Below are 17,160 nucleotides of genomic sequence, written 5' to 3' on the forward strand. Positions count from 1 at the left end.
ATGCAACAATGGAAAAAGAATTTCGATCATTTTTTTGGTGATCAATTTTGGCATTCCTTTGAACACATCTTAAAGCCACCTATTCCACAAACCAATATCTATCAGCTTGATAAAGAAATCACGTGTTATGTCAATATCCCAGGTCTAGAAGATGTCAATGCCATTAAGCTTTACGTTAAAGGGAGTCGTTTATTTATTATTGGCGAAATTCCCCTAAATCAAACAGATGGGCAGCTTATTCAGGATGAAATTGTACATGGTGCGTTTGAGCGATCAATTGATCTCCCTTATTCAGTGCGGCCCGATCAAATACAAGCGTCTTATCGAGCTGGCTTACTTATTATCCGATTACACCGACAGTTAGATGAGGATACACCTTCTACAACGATTCCTATTGAAAAAATAGATTGAACAATCTTTATCATGGTAAGAAAAACAAGGGAAAACCACTCGGTCCTTTAAGAGCTTAGTGTACAGCGTGGCCAATGATAGAAAAACGTACCGCTATGGAAATACACTACGCTTTCCGTGGGCCCGGCTTCAGCTCGTGCTTCTCCCACAGGATAAGGAAAGCCTCGTCGGTCATACATCGCACGAAGAAAATTGTTCTTTATTTTCGAGGAGTCTTCGTGTATTTCTATAGCTAGTTTTATCGCTTATTTCGGAGTGACAAACGCTTGCTCCAAAAAGGTTCTTAACCCTTGGTATATCACTAAATTTTTTATACTTTTTTATCTTTCATCGAGTAGGAGAGTTTGGAACAAAAGCGTCATTAGAAAGGTAAAATCCGAACATGAATAACTGAGGACAGATGACGCTTCGGAAAAATACTTCGCTTTCACTTTCCCAAGCACAAGGGAGACATCTTGGTAAACCTAGTGTCTCCCTAGCCGTGGGCACGACTTCGGGCCTACAGGATGTAGGTCAATTAGACGTTGTCACACGAGGTGACGGGTTTAGTCTAATATTCCACTGTGTGCGCTTCACACAGTGGATCTTCAGCTCGTGCTATTCCCACAGGAGTCTTCGTATTTTTCCTGCGCTTTGTCCAGATTGTTCAGATTTTCATTACTTTTGTTTAGTTTTGTCCCAGCCTTGACCTCTCACACCACTGTACGTACGGATCCGTATACGGCGGTTCAATTTCATACTAAGCATGTACTTTGTTGTAATGTTCTACACAAGAGATTAGGCCGAATTTGGCTAATCTCTTATTCGTTAGTGCTGTCGTAAGTATCCAAGCGTAAGCTGTACGGGTAACCCTTTACTTGTATGGCTATATTTGTAGGCATTATATTTGTTCATTCCCAATTTGATTAAGTTCTTCCTTCGGTTCTTAGCTGTTTCAATTTGTATTTGAAGTTTTCTACTGACTTTTGGTGCGGTTCCTTGTATAAGTCTGTTTGATAATCTTTAAAGAAACCGAACCCTAGAAACTTCATGAACTCTACATCCAGTTCATTAAGCATGATATTGCTAAGAAGTGGAGAGAGGTTGCCTCTTAATATGATTTCTGTTCGTCAGACCAGAGGTTTGCCTTGGCTTCCTTCAGATTCCACGTCGCCATGGACACCCTTGCCTTTAGCTATGTACTTACCGATACTAGGTCGTACTCGGGACTTTCACCCATTAGCGTTCGCCCATGCTGGGCGAACAAAAAAAGCGTGTCCCATTCAAAGGACCACGCTTTTTCAACCTTTATTCGGCTAAGAAGATGAGGAATAACACAAATATAACAGATAATCCCCACATTAATGGATGAATGTCTTTTGCTTTACCACGCGCTGCCATCGTTATTGGATAAAAGGTGAAGCCAACAGCGATACCTGTTGCAATGCTATACGCAAGTGGCATCATGATTACCGTTAAAAACGCTGGCACAGCAACTTCAAATTGATCCCAAGCAATATCTTTTAAAGTAGAAGCCATCATCACACCAACAATAATTAATGCTGGCGCCGTTACAGAAGAAGTGACCACATTTAGAAGTGGCGAGAACAGTAACGCTAACAAGAAAAAGATAGCGGTAAATACTGATGTTAAACCTGAACGCCCTCCAGCACCAACACCTGTTGCCGATTCAACATATGATGTCGTTGTTGACGTACCTAAGACTGCACCCGCTACAGTTGCTGTTGAATCTGACATCAGCGCACGCCCTGCACGTGGCAATTCATTATTCTTCATTAAACCAGCTTTTTCTGCCACGGCAACGAGCGTACCTGCCGTGTCAAAGAAATCAACAAATAAAAACGTTAGAATAACACCTGCCATTTGTATCGTAAAAATATCTCCGAAATTAGCAAAGGCTTGACCAAAAGTTGGCGTTAAGCTCGGAACAGGAGCAAAAATAGAAGACGGTAAATCAATTTGTCCAACGATAATACCCGCCACTGCCGTTATCACCATACCATAAAAAACGCCACCATTAACTTTTAAGGCAATCAATACAACCGTAACAATTAAACCAAAGATAGCAAGTGCCGTGGGGCCGTAAGTGAAGTCTCCTAAAGCGACCATCGTTGCTTCATCAGAAACAATAATTCCTGCATTTTGAAAACCAATAAAAGCAATAAATAAGCCAATCCCAGCACCTACCGCTAACTTCAGTGTTGGTGGGATCGTGTTAATAATTTTTTCACGTACACCTGACAAGGTTAACAAAATAAAGATTAGACCAGAAACAAGGACACCACTTAAAGCTGTTTGCCAAGGGATTCCATACCCTAACACAACTGTATAAGCAAAGAACGCATTCAAGCCCATACCTGGTGCTAATGCAATCGGGTATTTCGCATAAAGTCCCATAATTAATGTACCAATGACCGCTGACAATGCCGTCGCTGTATAAACAGCTCCTTCATCCATACCCGTTGCTGCAAGCATTGGTGGGTTTACAAACAAAATATAAGCCATTGATAAAAAGGTCGTTAAACCTGCGATGAATTCAGTTTTTACATTTGTACCCAACTGATCTAACTCAAAAAAATTCTTCATATATCCTTCGCTTCCCTTCTTTTTCGTCGCGTAAAAAAGAGCACAACCTTAATGATATAATCAAGGATGTGCTCAGGCAGTCAGAAGTAGAAAATAGATTGATAAATAAGCAATAATAAGACATATTTCTTCTATTCTTCTGCGTAGACAGACCATTTACGGTGGTCGGTAGAGACTCTAGAGCCATATCCTCAAGATTATACGACGAATTTAAATTTAATTTTTAATACAGGAATAATCATACTAGGGAACACAGCGATCGTCAAGAGCAAAAACGAATGTTCACAAAAAGGATATATCCATTGTTCGGATATACCCTTTCCCGTCATGCTCTCGCTTATTTTTATTGGTTGTACAATAAATGACGTTGATGAGTAAAAAAACGCACGAACGTCATTTTTCAATTCTATGTTTCAAGTAATCGTTTGATCTTCATTTCAACATCGTTAAAGGATTGACAAAATGATGCTTGAACCGCAGAGGAAATATACTCGCTTTCACTCTCCCAAGCACAAGGGAGACATCTTGGTAAACGCAGTGTCTCCCTAGCCGCAGGCACGGCCTCAAACACATGATAATTTAGTTGACTACTAGGACTTACCAACGTCATTTGACGTACAACCTTCTTAATTTGAGTGAATTAAGGCATTAGCATCGATTATCTGTGATTAACAGCTAATCCCCTATCATTCATTTGATTTTAATGCTTCAATCATATCAACAGATTTTAATTTGCGATGCATGATCCACATGACAAATGTAGAAAAGATAAACGTTAAAATCGCCGCATATAAGTAGCTCGACCAATGTAGGTTTGGGCTAAACATCATATTATCCATTGAGGCTGTCTCCAATACAAACACATGGAGAATACGCCCAAGAAACCCACCTGCAACAATACCCATTATGGTTAAAATTAAATTTTCACGATAAATATACATCGTTACTTCACCATCATAAAAACCGAGCACTTTAATCGTGGATAATTCTCGAATCCGTTCAGATACATTAATATTTGTCAAGTTATATAAGACAACAAACGCCAACCCTGCCGCCGCAATAATTAATACAATAACTACGACATTTAAGCTTTCCATTGAATCTTCAAACGTTTCAATCATGCTTGCATTAAATGATGTGGTAACCACCATGTCTTCTTCCATCAATCGATCAGATAAAGCATCTTCCCAGTCACGATCTTGATCATACTTTAATAAATCTGCATTGAAACGAATCGGTTCATCTTCAACTTGACCACGATATACAGCTTCGGTCATATAGAGGTAATGCCCCGTGTAGTTTTCAGTGATTTCCACAATTTCAATAGGATAGGATTCATTATCAGCATCGGTAATGGTAAGTGTGTCACCAGGTTGAACATCAAACAACGTCGCTAACTTTTCTGAGACAATCGCTCCATCGTCGGTGAGTTGATAAGGTTGGCCAGATGTTCGGTGAGTTAAATGAATAAAATCGGTTAACCGATCTGCCTCCTCCGGTACAATGACATGAACATCTTGCGTATTTTTCCCCGTTTGAGCAACTTCGTATTGTTCTTGATACACGATTAAATGATCATCCAATCCATCCCAGTCAGCAATAACTTGATGATAAGATGTTGCATCTTGTTCAGATGCATCTTGATCAAGAATAACCATTGCATTATATTGCATCACATCACCAAACTGTAAGGTAGTTAACCCTTCAACGGCCCCTTTCAAACCAAAACCCGTCACAATTAAAGCTGCACAACCCGCAATACCAAACACCGTCATTAACATCCGTTGCTTATATCTAAATAAATTTCTAGCCGTTACCTTTTCAATAAAGCTGAGGCGTTTCCATAATGGTGTGATGCGTTCGATTAATATCCGTTTCCCTATCTTTGGTGCGCGTGGGCGCATCAAAACAGCTGGATGACTTCTTAAATCAACTCGAAGAACAATCCATGCCGTAAACGCGGTTGATAGTAAAGCAATTGCCAAAGATATCGCGGTATACAACCAATAATTGGCCAAAATTAAATCAGGGAGATTATAAAGCATTCGGTATGCATCATATATGATTCGTGGTAACACTAAGTAACCCAGTAATAAACCAAATACGGTACCCATTAGGCTAGCACTAATCGCATAGGCAAAATATTTTAAGGAGATTTCCCAATTTAAATAGCCCAATGCTTTTAAGGTACCAATTTCTCCACGCTGTTCTTCAATCATACGGGTGATCGTTGTTAATGTAACGAGTGCTGCAATCGCAAAAAAGACCACTGGAAAAATAGAAGCTAAATCGCTTAATCGATCTGCATTATCAGCATATTCAATAAATGCTCCATTATCTTCACGAATAAACGGATAATAGGTTGGCTCTTCAAGATCTGCAAGCTCGGCGCGTGCCTCTGCAATGTCTGCTTCTGCTTCTTCTATCTCAACCAATGCATCGGTCTGTTCAGCTTCAAATGTAGCCAGACCTTCCTCATATTCAGCTTCCGCCTCTATAAAGTTAGCCTGTTCGTCTTCAAGTTGTGCACGCCCCGATTGATATTCTTTCCATCCTTCATCCAGTTCATTTCGAGCTTGATTGAGCTCGGCTTGCCCCCTATTTCGTTCACGCTCTAAACGCGACTCCTGCTCAGTTAAAGTGGTTTTGCCTTGATCAAGTGCTTCCTGTCCAGCCTCTAGTTCGGCGCGTCCAGAATCAACTGCTTTTTGCTGATCACTGACTTCTTCCATGGCTTGATCCAATTGTACCAAGCCGGATTCAAGTTCGGCTTCCACTTGGTTTAACAGCTCCTGAATTTGGTCTGAAGCTATCTGTCCGGCAAAATAGGCGGTTAATAGATCAGCCAAAGTCTGTTCTCCCAATTCAATAGAAGCTGTTTCTTCTATAATCGCTGCTCTTTGCTGCTCAGGCACATACTCAACTGGAACATCAAACAACGGATTGAGCTCGGCACGAAGTTGTTTGAATTCTTCTTGCTGCTTAACAAATGTTGCACGTTGCTGTTCAATTTCTTTTTTGGCATCGGTTAGTTCATCTGCACCTTGTTCAAGCTCCTTCCGTCCCTGATCAAGCTCTGTCTGTTGACGTTCGATCTCAGCTTTTCCTTCTTCGAGCTGTTCTTCACCATCTGCTATTTCGTTCGTAAAGCTTTCCAAACCCGCTTGATAATCTCGTTCACCTTGCTCGAGGTCTGCTCGGCCTTGCTCTAGCTCGGCTTCTGCTTTAGCGATCGCCTCTCTTCCCTCATTTAACTGCTCTTTTGCATCATCTAATTGCTGACGTGCTTCATCTAGCTCGGCTCGCCCATCAGCAATCTCCGCCTCTGCATCAGCGATTTCTTCCTCTGCTTCATTTCGAATCGATTCAAGACGTTCAGGTCCATACGCTTCTAAAAGCTGTTCAATTTCAGTTTGGTGTGAACGACTAAGCTGTTGATAATCACTTCCATAAGTATCAAGTGCTCTTAATCCAGTAAAAGTGGCGAATAAATCGGTATAGACCGGTAAGTTAAAATCATCTTCAATAATAACCCCGAATGCATCGAGTTGCCCACGTCCGATAGTCGTTTGACCTCGCGAATCTTCAGTAATATAACGTGGACTTGTGACAAACCCAACAACTTCGTACGTCGTCACATTGAATTGCTCAGCTAAATCCGTATCTTGCTTGTCAGCATAAAGTGTGATTTGGTCCCCAATTTCGTATTGGTTACGAATCGACTCATGATTGTCTAAAGCTATTTCACCACTTTTTTCAGGGAGTCGTCCACTATTGACTATATATTGATTTAATTGGTGGTCCTCATGATAACCGATTAATTTCATAGCTAAACGATGCTCACCAGCTAATACATCTTGACTATAACCAGCTTCAAGCTGCTCAGTCGCTTGATAGTCTGCAATCAGCTGCATTTCTTCATCTTCAAAACCGAGTGTTGACTGAATATGCATATCATAAAAATGTTGTTGATCAAAATAATTATCAGCTGTTGTTAACATATTTGGACCTGTTGCCTGTAGCCCTGCAAAAAAACCTACCCCTAAAAGGATTAATATTAAAATAGACAAAAAGCGCGCTTTTGAAGTCCAAATCTCTTTAAAAATCAGTTTTCGTAATGCTGTTTTTTTACCCACTAATCACGCCTCCTTACCATTCTATCTCTTCAACCGAACGTGGCCGTGGATTTAAAATCGTTTCCTTTACCTTTGCATCATTGATATAAATAACGCGATCAGCCATGGGCGCAATCGCTGAATTATGGGTAATAACAATAACCGTTGTTCCGGTTTCACGTGCTGTATTTTGTAATAACTTAAGGATTTGCTTGCCTGTTTCAAAATCTAATGCTCCAGTTGGTTCATCACAAAGCAATAGCTTCGGATTCTTCGCCAAAGCACGCGCTATGGCAACCCGTTGTTGTTCCCCACCAGAAAGTTGGGCAGGGAAATTAGCGACTCGATCGGCTAAGCCTACATCATTCAACACGCCATCAACATCTAAAGCATTTGGTGATATTTGTGTAGCCAATTCAACATTTTCCTTTGCCGTTAAGTTAGGCACAAGATTGTAGAATTGAAAAACAAATCCAACATCATCACGACGATACTGAGTTAATTGCTTCGTTGAGTATTCAGCAATATTATGGCCATCGACTAAAACCTTTCCTTCGTCAGGTGTATCCATGCCACCTAGAATATTAAGCACGGTTGACTTTCCCGCACCACTTGGACCCAGGATAATCGCAAACTCACCTTGTTCTATCTCAAAGGAAATACCATTGTTTGCCACAATAGTATTTTCACCCATTTTATAACGTTTATGTTCATCAACAACTTCAACATAGCTCACAGATTTTGCCCCCTTTAAAATGTCCCATAGACCATTATACTACAAATAAAGTGCATCTTATCACCAGGTCAATAATGCCTTTAACATATATTTATCTTCCCGTTCAGCCACTGTTGACCACTCTTCATAAAATTGATATATTCCATTATAAAGACAGCGTGTTGGGTATTCAACATACAGTTCTTTTAAAAACGTACAGTCCCCAACAGATATGACTATTATGTTGGCGTACTAACATTTTCATTATTATTGTATAGTTTGATATGCTTAGGTAGGAGGAGTTGGAATGGATCGAAGAAAGAAATACACAAGAATGGTGTTAAAAGAAGCGCTAATCAATCAACTTAAAGATAAATCTATCTCTAAGATCACCATTAAAGCATTATGCGAGGAAGCAGACATTAACCGTTCAACCTTTTATGCCCACTTTCGTGATGTCTACGATTTACTTGATCAGATTGAAACAGAAGTGATGAACGACATGGAGCAAACATTAATCGCATACTACCATGTCAATATAAATGAAGCGGATGAAATGGTGATTAAATTATTAGACTATATTGTAGCCAACCAAGATATATGCTTAACACTCCTAAATGAAAAAGTGAATGCAGGCTTCCATGACAAAATTATGAGTATGGCTGATGATTTTGTTGTAAGAGGATTTTTAGAGAGAAATCAAACGGACGGAGAACTTGCTGAATACTTAAGTAAATATGTCATTAGCGGAAGTATCCGGCTGATCGAAACGTGGTTAAAAAGTAATTCTATAAAATCGTCTGCTGAAATGGCTGATATTATTATGCGTATAAGCCAAAATGGCTTATCTTCATTTAAAAAGTAATGCCTCGCTCTCTCTTTATCAATGCTAACGATTTGAATTTTCATTTTAGCATAAACACATTTTAAAGAGGCTGGGACAAAAAAGAATGAGATAGAGAAAATCCGAACATTAATGTCTGAGTACTGATAACGCTTCGACAAAACACTTCGCTTTCCTTGGGCACGGCTTCGGGCCTACAGGATGTAGGTCAGTTAGACGTTGTCCCAGGACGGGACGGGGTTAGTCTAACATTCCTCCACTGTGTGAAAAAGGACACTTCACACAGTGGATCTTCAGCTCGTGCTGTTCCCAAAGGAGTCTACTTGTTTTGCCTACGCTTAGTCCAGATTGTTCGGATTCTCATTCTTTATGTTTAGTTATGTCCCAACCTCACTATACGCCTAAACGAAAAATAGTGGGTAAGATTCATCCGTCGATGATCTTACCCACTAATCTTAGTATGTTTTTCATAGATACAGCTTCAGATCTTCGTCATCTTGTTACTCGATAATTAACATATCATTGTCATCAAAAATCCAGTCTTCTCCATAGGCTACTTCCCAGTAGTAACCATCTAAATCAGCAAAGTAGCCACTATAACCACCCCAAGAAACGGTTTCAGGAGGCTTCACAATCGTCGCCCCATGTTGTGCAACTAATGCAAAAAATGCATCCACCTCTTGCTTAGACTTCATGTTTATTGCTAAAGTTATCCCAGCAAAACCTTCCGTATTCACTTGAGGTGGATTCGTCTTGTCAATATCTTTCGCCAATTCATGAATATTAAATAACTCTAGTTTGGTCCCACTATTTTTGAAAAATACAACAGGCGCATGGTCCTCCGCAGTGGTTTCAAAGCCAATTTTTTGATAGAAATTCAATGCACGCGGAATACTATCTACACCTAAACAAATCAAATTAATGCGATTCAATTTGCCCACTCCTTTTCCACTTCATCGTGTACTCATTTACAGCAGTCTCCTGATTGCGTTGCATGTCCATAATTTGAAAATCGTTGTTAAGGTAAAATCGAACAGCCTGCTTGTTTTGTTGGTAAACATTCAACGTTAATGACTGAGCTCTTGCTTTCGCATGATCAAGTAGAGCTTTACCTATTCCTTTACCACGTTCACTTCGATCAACAAACAAACCAGCAATATAACCATCACTAACCCCAATAAAACCAACAATATTTTGATCACGCTTTTTAATATAAAGTGTAGCCGTCGGGATCATTTTACGAACGGTTTCCACACGCGATTCCCAATAACTGATGTCTATAAAGTGGTGCGCCTCACGATTAGCTGTGAGCCATATCGTCATTATTTGGTCTAATTCTGTCTGTTTTAGTTCATTTAATTCTATAATCATCGCTAAATATCCTCTCTATTGGTTTATCTAAGATATTTAGTTCACCACACTCATCAAGGTCCCCCCATTCTATAACTACACGTTCATTTACAACTTATCCCAGCTGTTCACGGACTTTTTTGGTTAGTTTTTTATAAACAAGCTGATACGATTGTAAAATTAACCGTTCAATTTCTTCATCCGTTAGTTGCTCTGTCCTTAGCTTTATTGAATTCCAATGGACTTTATTGGCATAATAACCTGGCGTCACATCCGTGCATGTTTCACGGAGAAATTCATTATCTTCAGGCAACCCTTTCAAAGTAATAATCGCATCTTCACTCGGTTCAGGCGTCATCATTCCGAACATTTTTCCCACTAAATCAAAGTAATAGACATCCCAATCTTCTCGATAATAGACTTTTGCCCCTTTCAAGCGATCACCTACGTTTTTAAAGTGATCAATCCGTGTTGCAATTAACTGAGACATCAAGACCCTCCTTTAGAAAATAAGAATTTTAAATTAAGTATACCATGATATCTTTAAAATGACCCTTTTATATCTTGATGTGGCTAATTCCTTAAATTCTAATCTGTTTTAGTAATAAGTATTTAAACATGCGAATAGGCGGCTCAGTTCGTCCGTTATCTAAACAATATTTATCTTCTAATTCCTCTTCAACAAAAGGGAAGTCAATAAGATCTCGCATTTTGCGAAGAAAGTTGTCTTTTGGAATAAGCGCATCATAGAGTTGCATATAAGGACTTAACGAAAGGGATGTTTGTTGTTTTAACATCATTTTCACCGCTCTTTTCTTATTACTTTCTCTTTCTATTATACCAAAGAAAAGAGACGAAAACTGATTATTGTAAGGTGTTTAGTAAGATTAGATCGCTAATAAAACGGAAGTGAAAGACGACGACTCCAGCGGGAATAGCACGCGTCCGAAGATCCACTTTAGAAGCGCTCTTAGCTTCACACAGTGGAATATTAGACTAAATCCGTCACCTCGTGTGACAACGTCTAATTGACCTACATCCTGTAGGCCCGAGACCGTGCCCGCGGAAAGCGATCGTCTGTAACTGGAGTGGAATACACCATATTTTAATTATAAAATACCTCCATGGGTTAGTTTTTCAGCAGTCTCGAATAGCACGAGCTGAAGATCCACTCATGTGAGCGTTTTGTGCGCACATGAGTTAGCTGAAGCCGTGCCTGCGGAAAGCGAATCACTGCACGACCGAACCCATTTCTATAATCAGAGAAATAGAAAAGACGCTAGTGAATTTCGATCCTCATTTTACATAATCATGAAAGGAATATTTCTCTTCACCAACGTCAAATATTATACAACCTGAATTAAACGAAACTTCAATCAGTGAGCCCCCACTGTGGTTAGCTAAGTGAATCAGGACATTAGCGTCCGTTAACGCCCGTCTAAATAGATTGAACTCAGCTCTCTATTTTGTAAAGGGCGGTTTACGGATGGTTATCAGTGATAAATTAAGTTGAATACCTTAGACATATTTGATAACCCTCATTCGCCTCATGCTTTATACACCATTGTCCTTGAATCATTCTTTCTAACAAAAGTAGTTCTTGATTGTCTAATTGCAATTTTATTATGGTTAAATCTTTTTGATGATAATCTATGTTTTCCTTTTTATTAAATCTATAGTTTAATAGTTTTTTCAACCCATTCAAATGTAAATGTTTCATCTGGTAGCCGTTAACTATTGCTTGCTGCCAATCTTCATTCAGATCTGAAGCTATTTCTAGACGATCAGCAAAATCCATATCGGGGTCAATCACTTTATCTTTAAATATAGTAAAATCTTTACGATCAAGTGCGTCAATAATCGATGGATGTGATAGACCACTCGTTAAACAATTTTCAATTAAAAAAGCGACTGGCATCGACAATCTAATCGCGCTCATGTTTCGCTCTCTCCTTTTATATATTTATTAAACCAATCATTGACATGTTCAAGTAAATTGATTCGATAGCATGGTTTCCCATTCTTTAATACACCGTGGTTAGCATTGGGAAACCTGATTAGTTTTGTGCATTTGTCTTGGCTTTTTAACGCGGAAAATAATTGGTCTGCTTGTTCGACAGGACAACGCAAATCGTTTTCACCATGAATGATTAGAAGTGGTGTCTCTATGTTATTGACGTATGCAATCGGCGACTTGTCCCAAAGGTGTTGTGTATCCTGCCATGGATCACCACCAATCATAGCTCTCGTATACCTGATCCCAATATCACTCACTCCATAAAAAGATAACCAGTTCGATATACAGCGTTGGGTAACCGCAGCCTTAAAGCGTTTAGAATGACCGATGATCCAATTCGTCATAAGTCCACCATAACTACCACCGGCAATACCTAAACGGTTATGATCGAGGCCTGAAAAATGTGCTAAAACATGATCCACCCCTTTCATTAGATCATGATAATCACCTTCCCCCACCTGTCCTCGACAACCCTTTGCAAAAGATTGACCGTAACCAAAGCTTCCTCTAGGATTAATAAACATCACCGCATAGCCTTGACCGACTATCGTTTCGAGTTCATGATTAAATACATTTGCATACATTGCATGTGGACCACCATGAATATATAAAATAAGCGGTAATTTTTCATGACTTGCTTGTTGCTTGGGTTTCTTTAACCATCCCTGGATGTTGTACTGATTATCACTTTCAAACCAAAAAGGGGTCGTTTCACTTTGATATCGAGTTGCCTGTAATGATTGGTGATTATTCGTTACATTTGTTGTTTCTCCTGTACTTAAATCAATGACAAATAAGTCTGATGGACTGGTATCGGTAACAGCAGCAATATATAAAAGGTTATCATTCTCTGAAAACGCAAAATGATAAACATCCTTTGCGCCAGTTGTTATTGCTCTGATCTCTCCGTGCTCATTCAGTTGATAAACGTGTACATAACCCTCCTTTGTTCCTAGCAAATAGATGGATTGATCTGAATCTTGATAAATAAAGGTTGAACAATCTCCTTTTACTTTTGTATCGCCTAATGCAAAATTCCCCAACTGCATATCAATCGCCGCTGTTATACAAACAGGTGTATCATGTGCTGACGATAATTGAAAAACTTGATTTTGCGAAGCACTACCATCCGCTTGATCGTTCGCTAGAAGCCAAACCGTCTCACGATTAGCCCCATAGCTATACTCAGCAATAGATAAAGTCGTGTCCGTTCTTGTTCTAATCGCTTGACTACTGAGGTCAAGCGAATAAAGCGCATGATTCGTTATTTTATCGATATCCCCAACATCGCGCTTAATCTTTACGAGGAAAGATAACTCCTTTTCATCAGGTGACCACTTCAAGGGACCTGTTATATTTATAGTAGAAGTGAGCTGAGTCATAGTCTCAGACGCGAGATCGTAAAGGTACACATCTTGGATATGCCCATCAACATAACCACTCCCCTCATTTTTATAATCTAACTGCTCAAATGCCTTCCCTGCTTTCAGATCGTTATCACCTAATGGATAATCACGTACAACGATAGCCAAATATCGACCAGTCGGTGACCAACTAAAACATGTGACACCATATGGAAATGTTGTAAGCTGATCTTCTTGGCGAGTATTTAACGCCAACAGCCAGAGTTGCTTCCCTTCTTTCGACTTCCTTAAAAAGGCAAGCTGGCTTCCATCAGGCGACCATGCTGGAGCTGTGTCCTGATTCCCTTTCGTTAGTTGCTTGTTACCCGTTGTACAAATCCGGTTCACATATTGATCACTTTCTTCAGCTACAGATCGTTCGACATAGACTAATTGATCATTGCTACTGACAATCGGATCGCTTATTTGCTTATAAAGCATTAAGTCACTTGCTAAACATTTTCTTCTCTTCATCGCCCACTCCCTCTTCCATCACACCATTTAACGCTTGCTCTAAATCATTTATAATATCGCTAGGGTCCTCCAGACCAACAGATAAACGAAGTAATCCGTCTGAAATGCCAAATGTCAGCCGTTCCTCCTTTGGAATAGAGAAGTGCGTCATTGAAGCTGGATGCTGAATTAACGTCTCCGGATCACCCAAACTAAAGGATATAATAATCAGCTTCAATTGATTCATAAAATCATTGGCTTGCTTTAACCCACCTTTTAATTCAAATGAAACAATGCCACCCATATCATTCATCTGTTGTTTAGCTAACTGATGTTGTGGATGGTTGGCTAAGCCCGGATAAAAAACATGCTCAACTAAAGGGTGGTCCATTAAATATTCGGCGATTTGCTTGGCATGTTGACAATGTGCTTTCATGCGTATTCCCATCGTTTTTAAACCTCTCAAAATTAAAAACGCATCCCAAGCATTTAAATGTTGGCCGAGATCGCCCGCAATTCTTTTTCGAATAAATTCTATTATTCGTTTCGAGCCGACAACAAAACCTGCCAATACATCACCGTGTCCATTAATGTATTTTGTTGCGCTGTGAACCACAACATCCGCCCCTAAACAGAGTGGGTTTTGTAAATAAGGTGACATAAATGTATTGTCAACGATTAACGGGATACTAGCTTCTTTAGCAATTGCCGATAATTTACGAAGGTCAACAATCGTTAGTAGCGGATTAGAAGGTGTCTCTACATACAGGGCTTTGGTATTATCTTTGATTGCCGACTGAACAGCTTCGCCATCAGTACAATCAACAAAATCAAAATCAATACCAAAACGCGGTGCGAGGTGGGTTAAGAAATTATAGGTTCCCCCATAAATATCTTTTGTTACTAAAAGGTGCTCGCCAGTTTGGACGAGTGCTAGAATAGCTGAAGAGATCGCAGCCATCCCACTGCTTAATCCAATGCTTGCTTCACCTGCTTCTAATTGAGTTATTTTTTCCTCTAGCTTGCTTGTTGTTGGGTTACCGTAACGACCATAGAACGTTCCTTCTACTTCACCAGAAACGACTAACGCTGCCATTTCACTTGTTGAAAAAGCGTAAGCAACCGCTGGGATGATTGGCTGAGCTATCGGTTTAGTTTGATGACTATGATTTTCGTCATGAATTGCGATTGTATCAAACTGCCATGTCTGGTTCATGATTATCTTCCTTTCTGATTTTAAAGCGCTCACGATTATCGTTGGGCAGGTTGTTCTTGATTTAATGCTTGACTTATATTTTTATTTAACGGAAAATGACAGGCGACATCGTGCCCTTCTCCATCATTCTGAAGTTTAGGTACATCCTGCTTGCAAACCGATTGGGCATATGGACAACGCGTATGAAATTTGCAACCACTTGGCTGGTTGGCTGGGTTCGGTAACTCCCCTTCCAAAATAATTCGATCTGCCTTTTGATGCGGGTTCATAACAGGAATCGCTGAAAGTAATGCTTCTGTATAAGGGTGTTTCATATTATCAAACAATGCATCTTTTGTTGCGATCTCAACAATTTCACCCATGTACATGACAGCAATTCGATCGCTAATGTGCTTAACCGTAGGTAATCCATGGGCAATAAAAATATAGGTCAAATTATATTTTTTTTGTAATGTTTTTAACAAATTTAAAATTTGAGCCTGAACAGAAACATCTAATGCCGATACAGGCTCATCACATACAATAAGCTTTGGCTTTAACGCTAACGCTCTTGCAATGCCAATCCGCTGCCGTTGCCCACCACTGAATTCATGGGGAAATCGATCTAAATGTTGCTTTCCTAGTCCAACCTCTTCTAATAAATTTAGCACGTCCTCTTTTAACTTCTTACCTGAAGCCATGCCATGAACAATCAGAGGCTCGGCAACGATATCAAAAACCTTCATTCTTGGATTAAGCGAGGAGAATGGATCTTGAAAAATAATCTGCAAATCTTTGCGCACTAATCTTCGTTCATGCTCATTCAAACGACTAAGATCACGACCGTCAAACCATATATCACCAGAAGTCTGCTCCAGAAGCTCAGCAATCATAAGTCCTGTTGTCGTCTTGCCACAACCCGATTCCCCTACCACACCGAAGGTCTCGCCAGCTTTCACTTCAAAACTAACGCCATCAACGGCTTTAAAGAATTGATCATTCTTTTTTAAGAAACCTTTTTTTATCGGGAAATGCTTTTTTAATGCCGATACTTTTAATAAAGGCACCCCATCTTGATGATCTTCACTCACTATAATCCCTCCTTCGCCCGAATACACCTTGCAAAATGATCAGGGAAATCCTCGATTAATGCTGGTTTTTCTAATTTACAAGCCTCAATGGCGTATTTACACCGGGGATGAAATGGGCACCCCGAAGGCATTTCCGTCAAATCGGGAACCACTCCAGGAATGGCCTCGAGCATCTCTTGTTCAACTTCTAATCTTGGCGTTGAGCCTAATAATCCCATCGTGTAAGGATGTTTAGGGTTATCAAATAATTCAGCAACCGTCGTTTCTTCCACAATTTCACCTGCATACATGACGATTACACGATCAGCCATTTCCGCAACAACACCTAAATCATGGGTAATCAGGAGTACACCTGTATTCTGTTGCTCACTTAAATGTTTGATTAAGTCGAGTATTTGAGCTTGAATCGTGACGTCTAATGCTGTTGTTGGTTCATCGGCGATTAACAACTTCGGCATACAAGCTAATGCAATTGCGATCATAACACGTTGCCTCATGCCACCAGATAGTTGATGTGGAAACTGTTTAATCACTTTACTTGCATTGGAAATCCCGACGCGCTCTAGCATTTCAATACTTTTTTTAATTGCTGTTTCCTTATCTACTCGCTGATGTTTACGAATAACTTCACTTATTTGATTTCCAATCGTAAAAACAGGATTAAGTGAAGTCATGGGCTCTTGGAAGATCATCGACATTTTATTGCCACGATAACGATTAAGTTTTTTCTTTGATAGCGATAATAAATCACTACCTTCAAATAAAACTTCACCTGCTATGACTTTACCTGGGTCAGTAATTAAGCCCATTATAGAGAGCGAGGTCGCACTTTTCCCACAGCCTGATTCACCAACAATCGCGACTGTTTCCCCTGGATTAACAGTAAAACTGATGTCATTAACAGCTGGAACATCACCGTTTTCACTACTAAAAATTGTTTTTAACTGTTTGACCTCTAGTAAGCTGGATGTCATCCTCTC

At 39.8% G+C, this 17,160-nt stretch carries 14 protein-coding genes, 1 pseudogene and 1 riboswitch; of the genes and pseudogenes, 2 read left to right on the top strand and 13 right to left on the bottom strand.

Features of this window, described 5'->3' with window-relative positions; genetic code table 11:
• On the top strand, positions 1-411 hold the full coding sequence (locus JOE23_RS12175; RefSeq protein WP_204438754.1) for an Hsp20/alpha crystallin family protein: 411 nt from the start codon (positions 1-3) through the stop codon (positions 409-411).
• A 1,287-nt stretch (positions 412-1,698) separates the two neighbouring features.
• Here the strand turns inward: JOE23_RS12175 and JOE23_RS12180 are convergent.
• From JOE23_RS12180 to JOE23_RS12195, 4 genes are all read right to left on the bottom strand, one after another.
• On the bottom strand, positions 1,699-2,997 hold the full coding sequence (locus tag JOE23_RS12180; protein WP_204438757.1) for an NCS2 family permease: 1,299 nt from the start codon (positions 2,995-2,997) through the stop codon (positions 1,699-1,701).
• A 124-nt stretch (positions 2,998-3,121) separates the two neighbouring features.
• Positions 3,122-3,222: riboswitch (purine riboswitch) on the bottom strand.
• A gap of 181 nt (positions 3,223-3,403) precedes the next feature.
• A complete protein-coding gene (locus JOE23_RS12185; protein ID WP_204438758.1) occupies positions 3,404-3,607 on the bottom strand; it encodes a hypothetical protein in 204 nt (67 codons plus the stop codon).
• A gap of 76 nt (positions 3,608-3,683) precedes the next feature.
• Positions 3,684-7,133, bottom strand: a complete 3,450-nt coding sequence (locus tag JOE23_RS12190; protein WP_204438759.1) for an FtsX-like permease family protein — start codon at positions 7,131-7,133, stop codon at positions 3,684-3,686.
• Between the two features lie 13 nt (positions 7,134-7,146).
• Positions 7,147-7,848, bottom strand: coding sequence for an ATP-binding cassette domain-containing protein (locus JOE23_RS12195; protein WP_204438760.1), 702 nt, complete (start codon positions 7,846-7,848; stop codon positions 7,147-7,149).
• 286 nt (positions 7,849-8,134) lie between these two features.
• On the opposite strand from JOE23_RS12195, the gene JOE23_RS12200 reads away from it, so the two are divergent.
• Positions 8,135-8,692, top strand: a complete 558-nt coding sequence (locus tag JOE23_RS12200; protein WP_204438761.1) for a TetR/AcrR family transcriptional regulator — start codon at positions 8,135-8,137, stop codon at positions 8,690-8,692.
• Positions 8,693-9,171: 479 nt separating this feature from the next.
• Here JOE23_RS12200 and JOE23_RS12205 read toward each other — a convergent pair whose 3' ends face one another.
• The 9 genes and pseudogenes from JOE23_RS12205 to JOE23_RS12245 all read right to left on the bottom strand — a co-directional run bounded on the left by JOE23_RS12205 (position 9,172) and on the right by JOE23_RS12245 (position 17,154).
• Positions 9,172-9,603 carry a VOC family protein gene (locus tag JOE23_RS12205; protein WP_204438762.1) on the bottom strand — a complete coding sequence of 144 codons (432 nt, stop codon included), beginning with the start codon at positions 9,601-9,603 and terminating at the stop codon, positions 9,172-9,174.
• The gene (locus tag JOE23_RS12210) at positions 9,590-10,042 is read right to left on the bottom strand and encodes a GNAT family N-acetyltransferase (RefSeq protein WP_204438764.1); all 453 of its coding nucleotides are present in this window, start codon (positions 10,040-10,042) and stop codon (positions 9,590-9,592) included. Before JOE23_RS12210 ends, JOE23_RS12205 begins: the two co-directional genes overlap by 14 nt.
• A 94-nt stretch (positions 10,043-10,136) precedes the next feature.
• Entirely contained in the window at positions 10,137-10,511 is a 375-nt protein-coding gene (locus JOE23_RS12215) for an MmcQ/YjbR family DNA-binding protein (RefSeq protein WP_204438766.1), read from the bottom strand.
• Positions 10,512-10,611: 100 nt separating this feature from the next.
• Positions 10,612-10,818: pseudogene (locus JOE23_RS12220) on the bottom strand (transposase); the annotation flags it as partial.
• A gap of 707 nt (positions 10,819-11,525) precedes the next feature.
• Positions 11,526-11,960, bottom strand: a complete 435-nt coding sequence (locus tag JOE23_RS12225) for a hypothetical protein (RefSeq protein WP_204438769.1) — start codon at positions 11,958-11,960, stop codon at positions 11,526-11,528.
• Positions 11,957-13,915, bottom strand: a complete 1,959-nt coding sequence (locus tag JOE23_RS12230; protein ID WP_204438770.1) for a S9 family peptidase — start codon at positions 13,913-13,915, stop codon at positions 11,957-11,959. Before JOE23_RS12230 ends, JOE23_RS12225 begins: the two co-directional genes overlap by 4 nt.
• A complete protein-coding gene (locus tag JOE23_RS12235) occupies positions 13,887-15,110 on the bottom strand; it encodes a trans-sulfuration enzyme family protein (protein WP_204438771.1) in 1,224 nt (407 codons plus the stop codon). Before JOE23_RS12235 ends, JOE23_RS12230 begins: the two co-directional genes overlap by 29 nt.
• A gap of 35 nt (positions 15,111-15,145) precedes the next feature.
• The gene (locus JOE23_RS12240; RefSeq protein WP_204438772.1) at positions 15,146-16,180 is read right to left on the bottom strand and encodes an oligopeptide/dipeptide ABC transporter ATP-binding protein; all 1,035 of its coding nucleotides are present in this window, start codon (positions 16,178-16,180) and stop codon (positions 15,146-15,148) included.
• Complete coding sequence (locus JOE23_RS12245) at positions 16,180-17,154, bottom strand: ABC transporter ATP-binding protein (RefSeq protein ID WP_204438774.1); 975 nt, start codon at positions 17,152-17,154, stop codon at positions 16,180-16,182. The genes JOE23_RS12240 and JOE23_RS12245 overlap by 1 nt, the downstream gene beginning before the upstream one ends.
• Positions 17,155-17,160 lie beyond the last annotated feature (6 nt).

This window comes from Amphibacillus cookii (assembly GCF_016908375.1).
In the GTDB taxonomy this organism is placed as follows: domain Bacteria; phylum Bacillota; class Bacilli; order Bacillales; family Amphibacillaceae; genus Amphibacillus_C; species Amphibacillus_C cookii.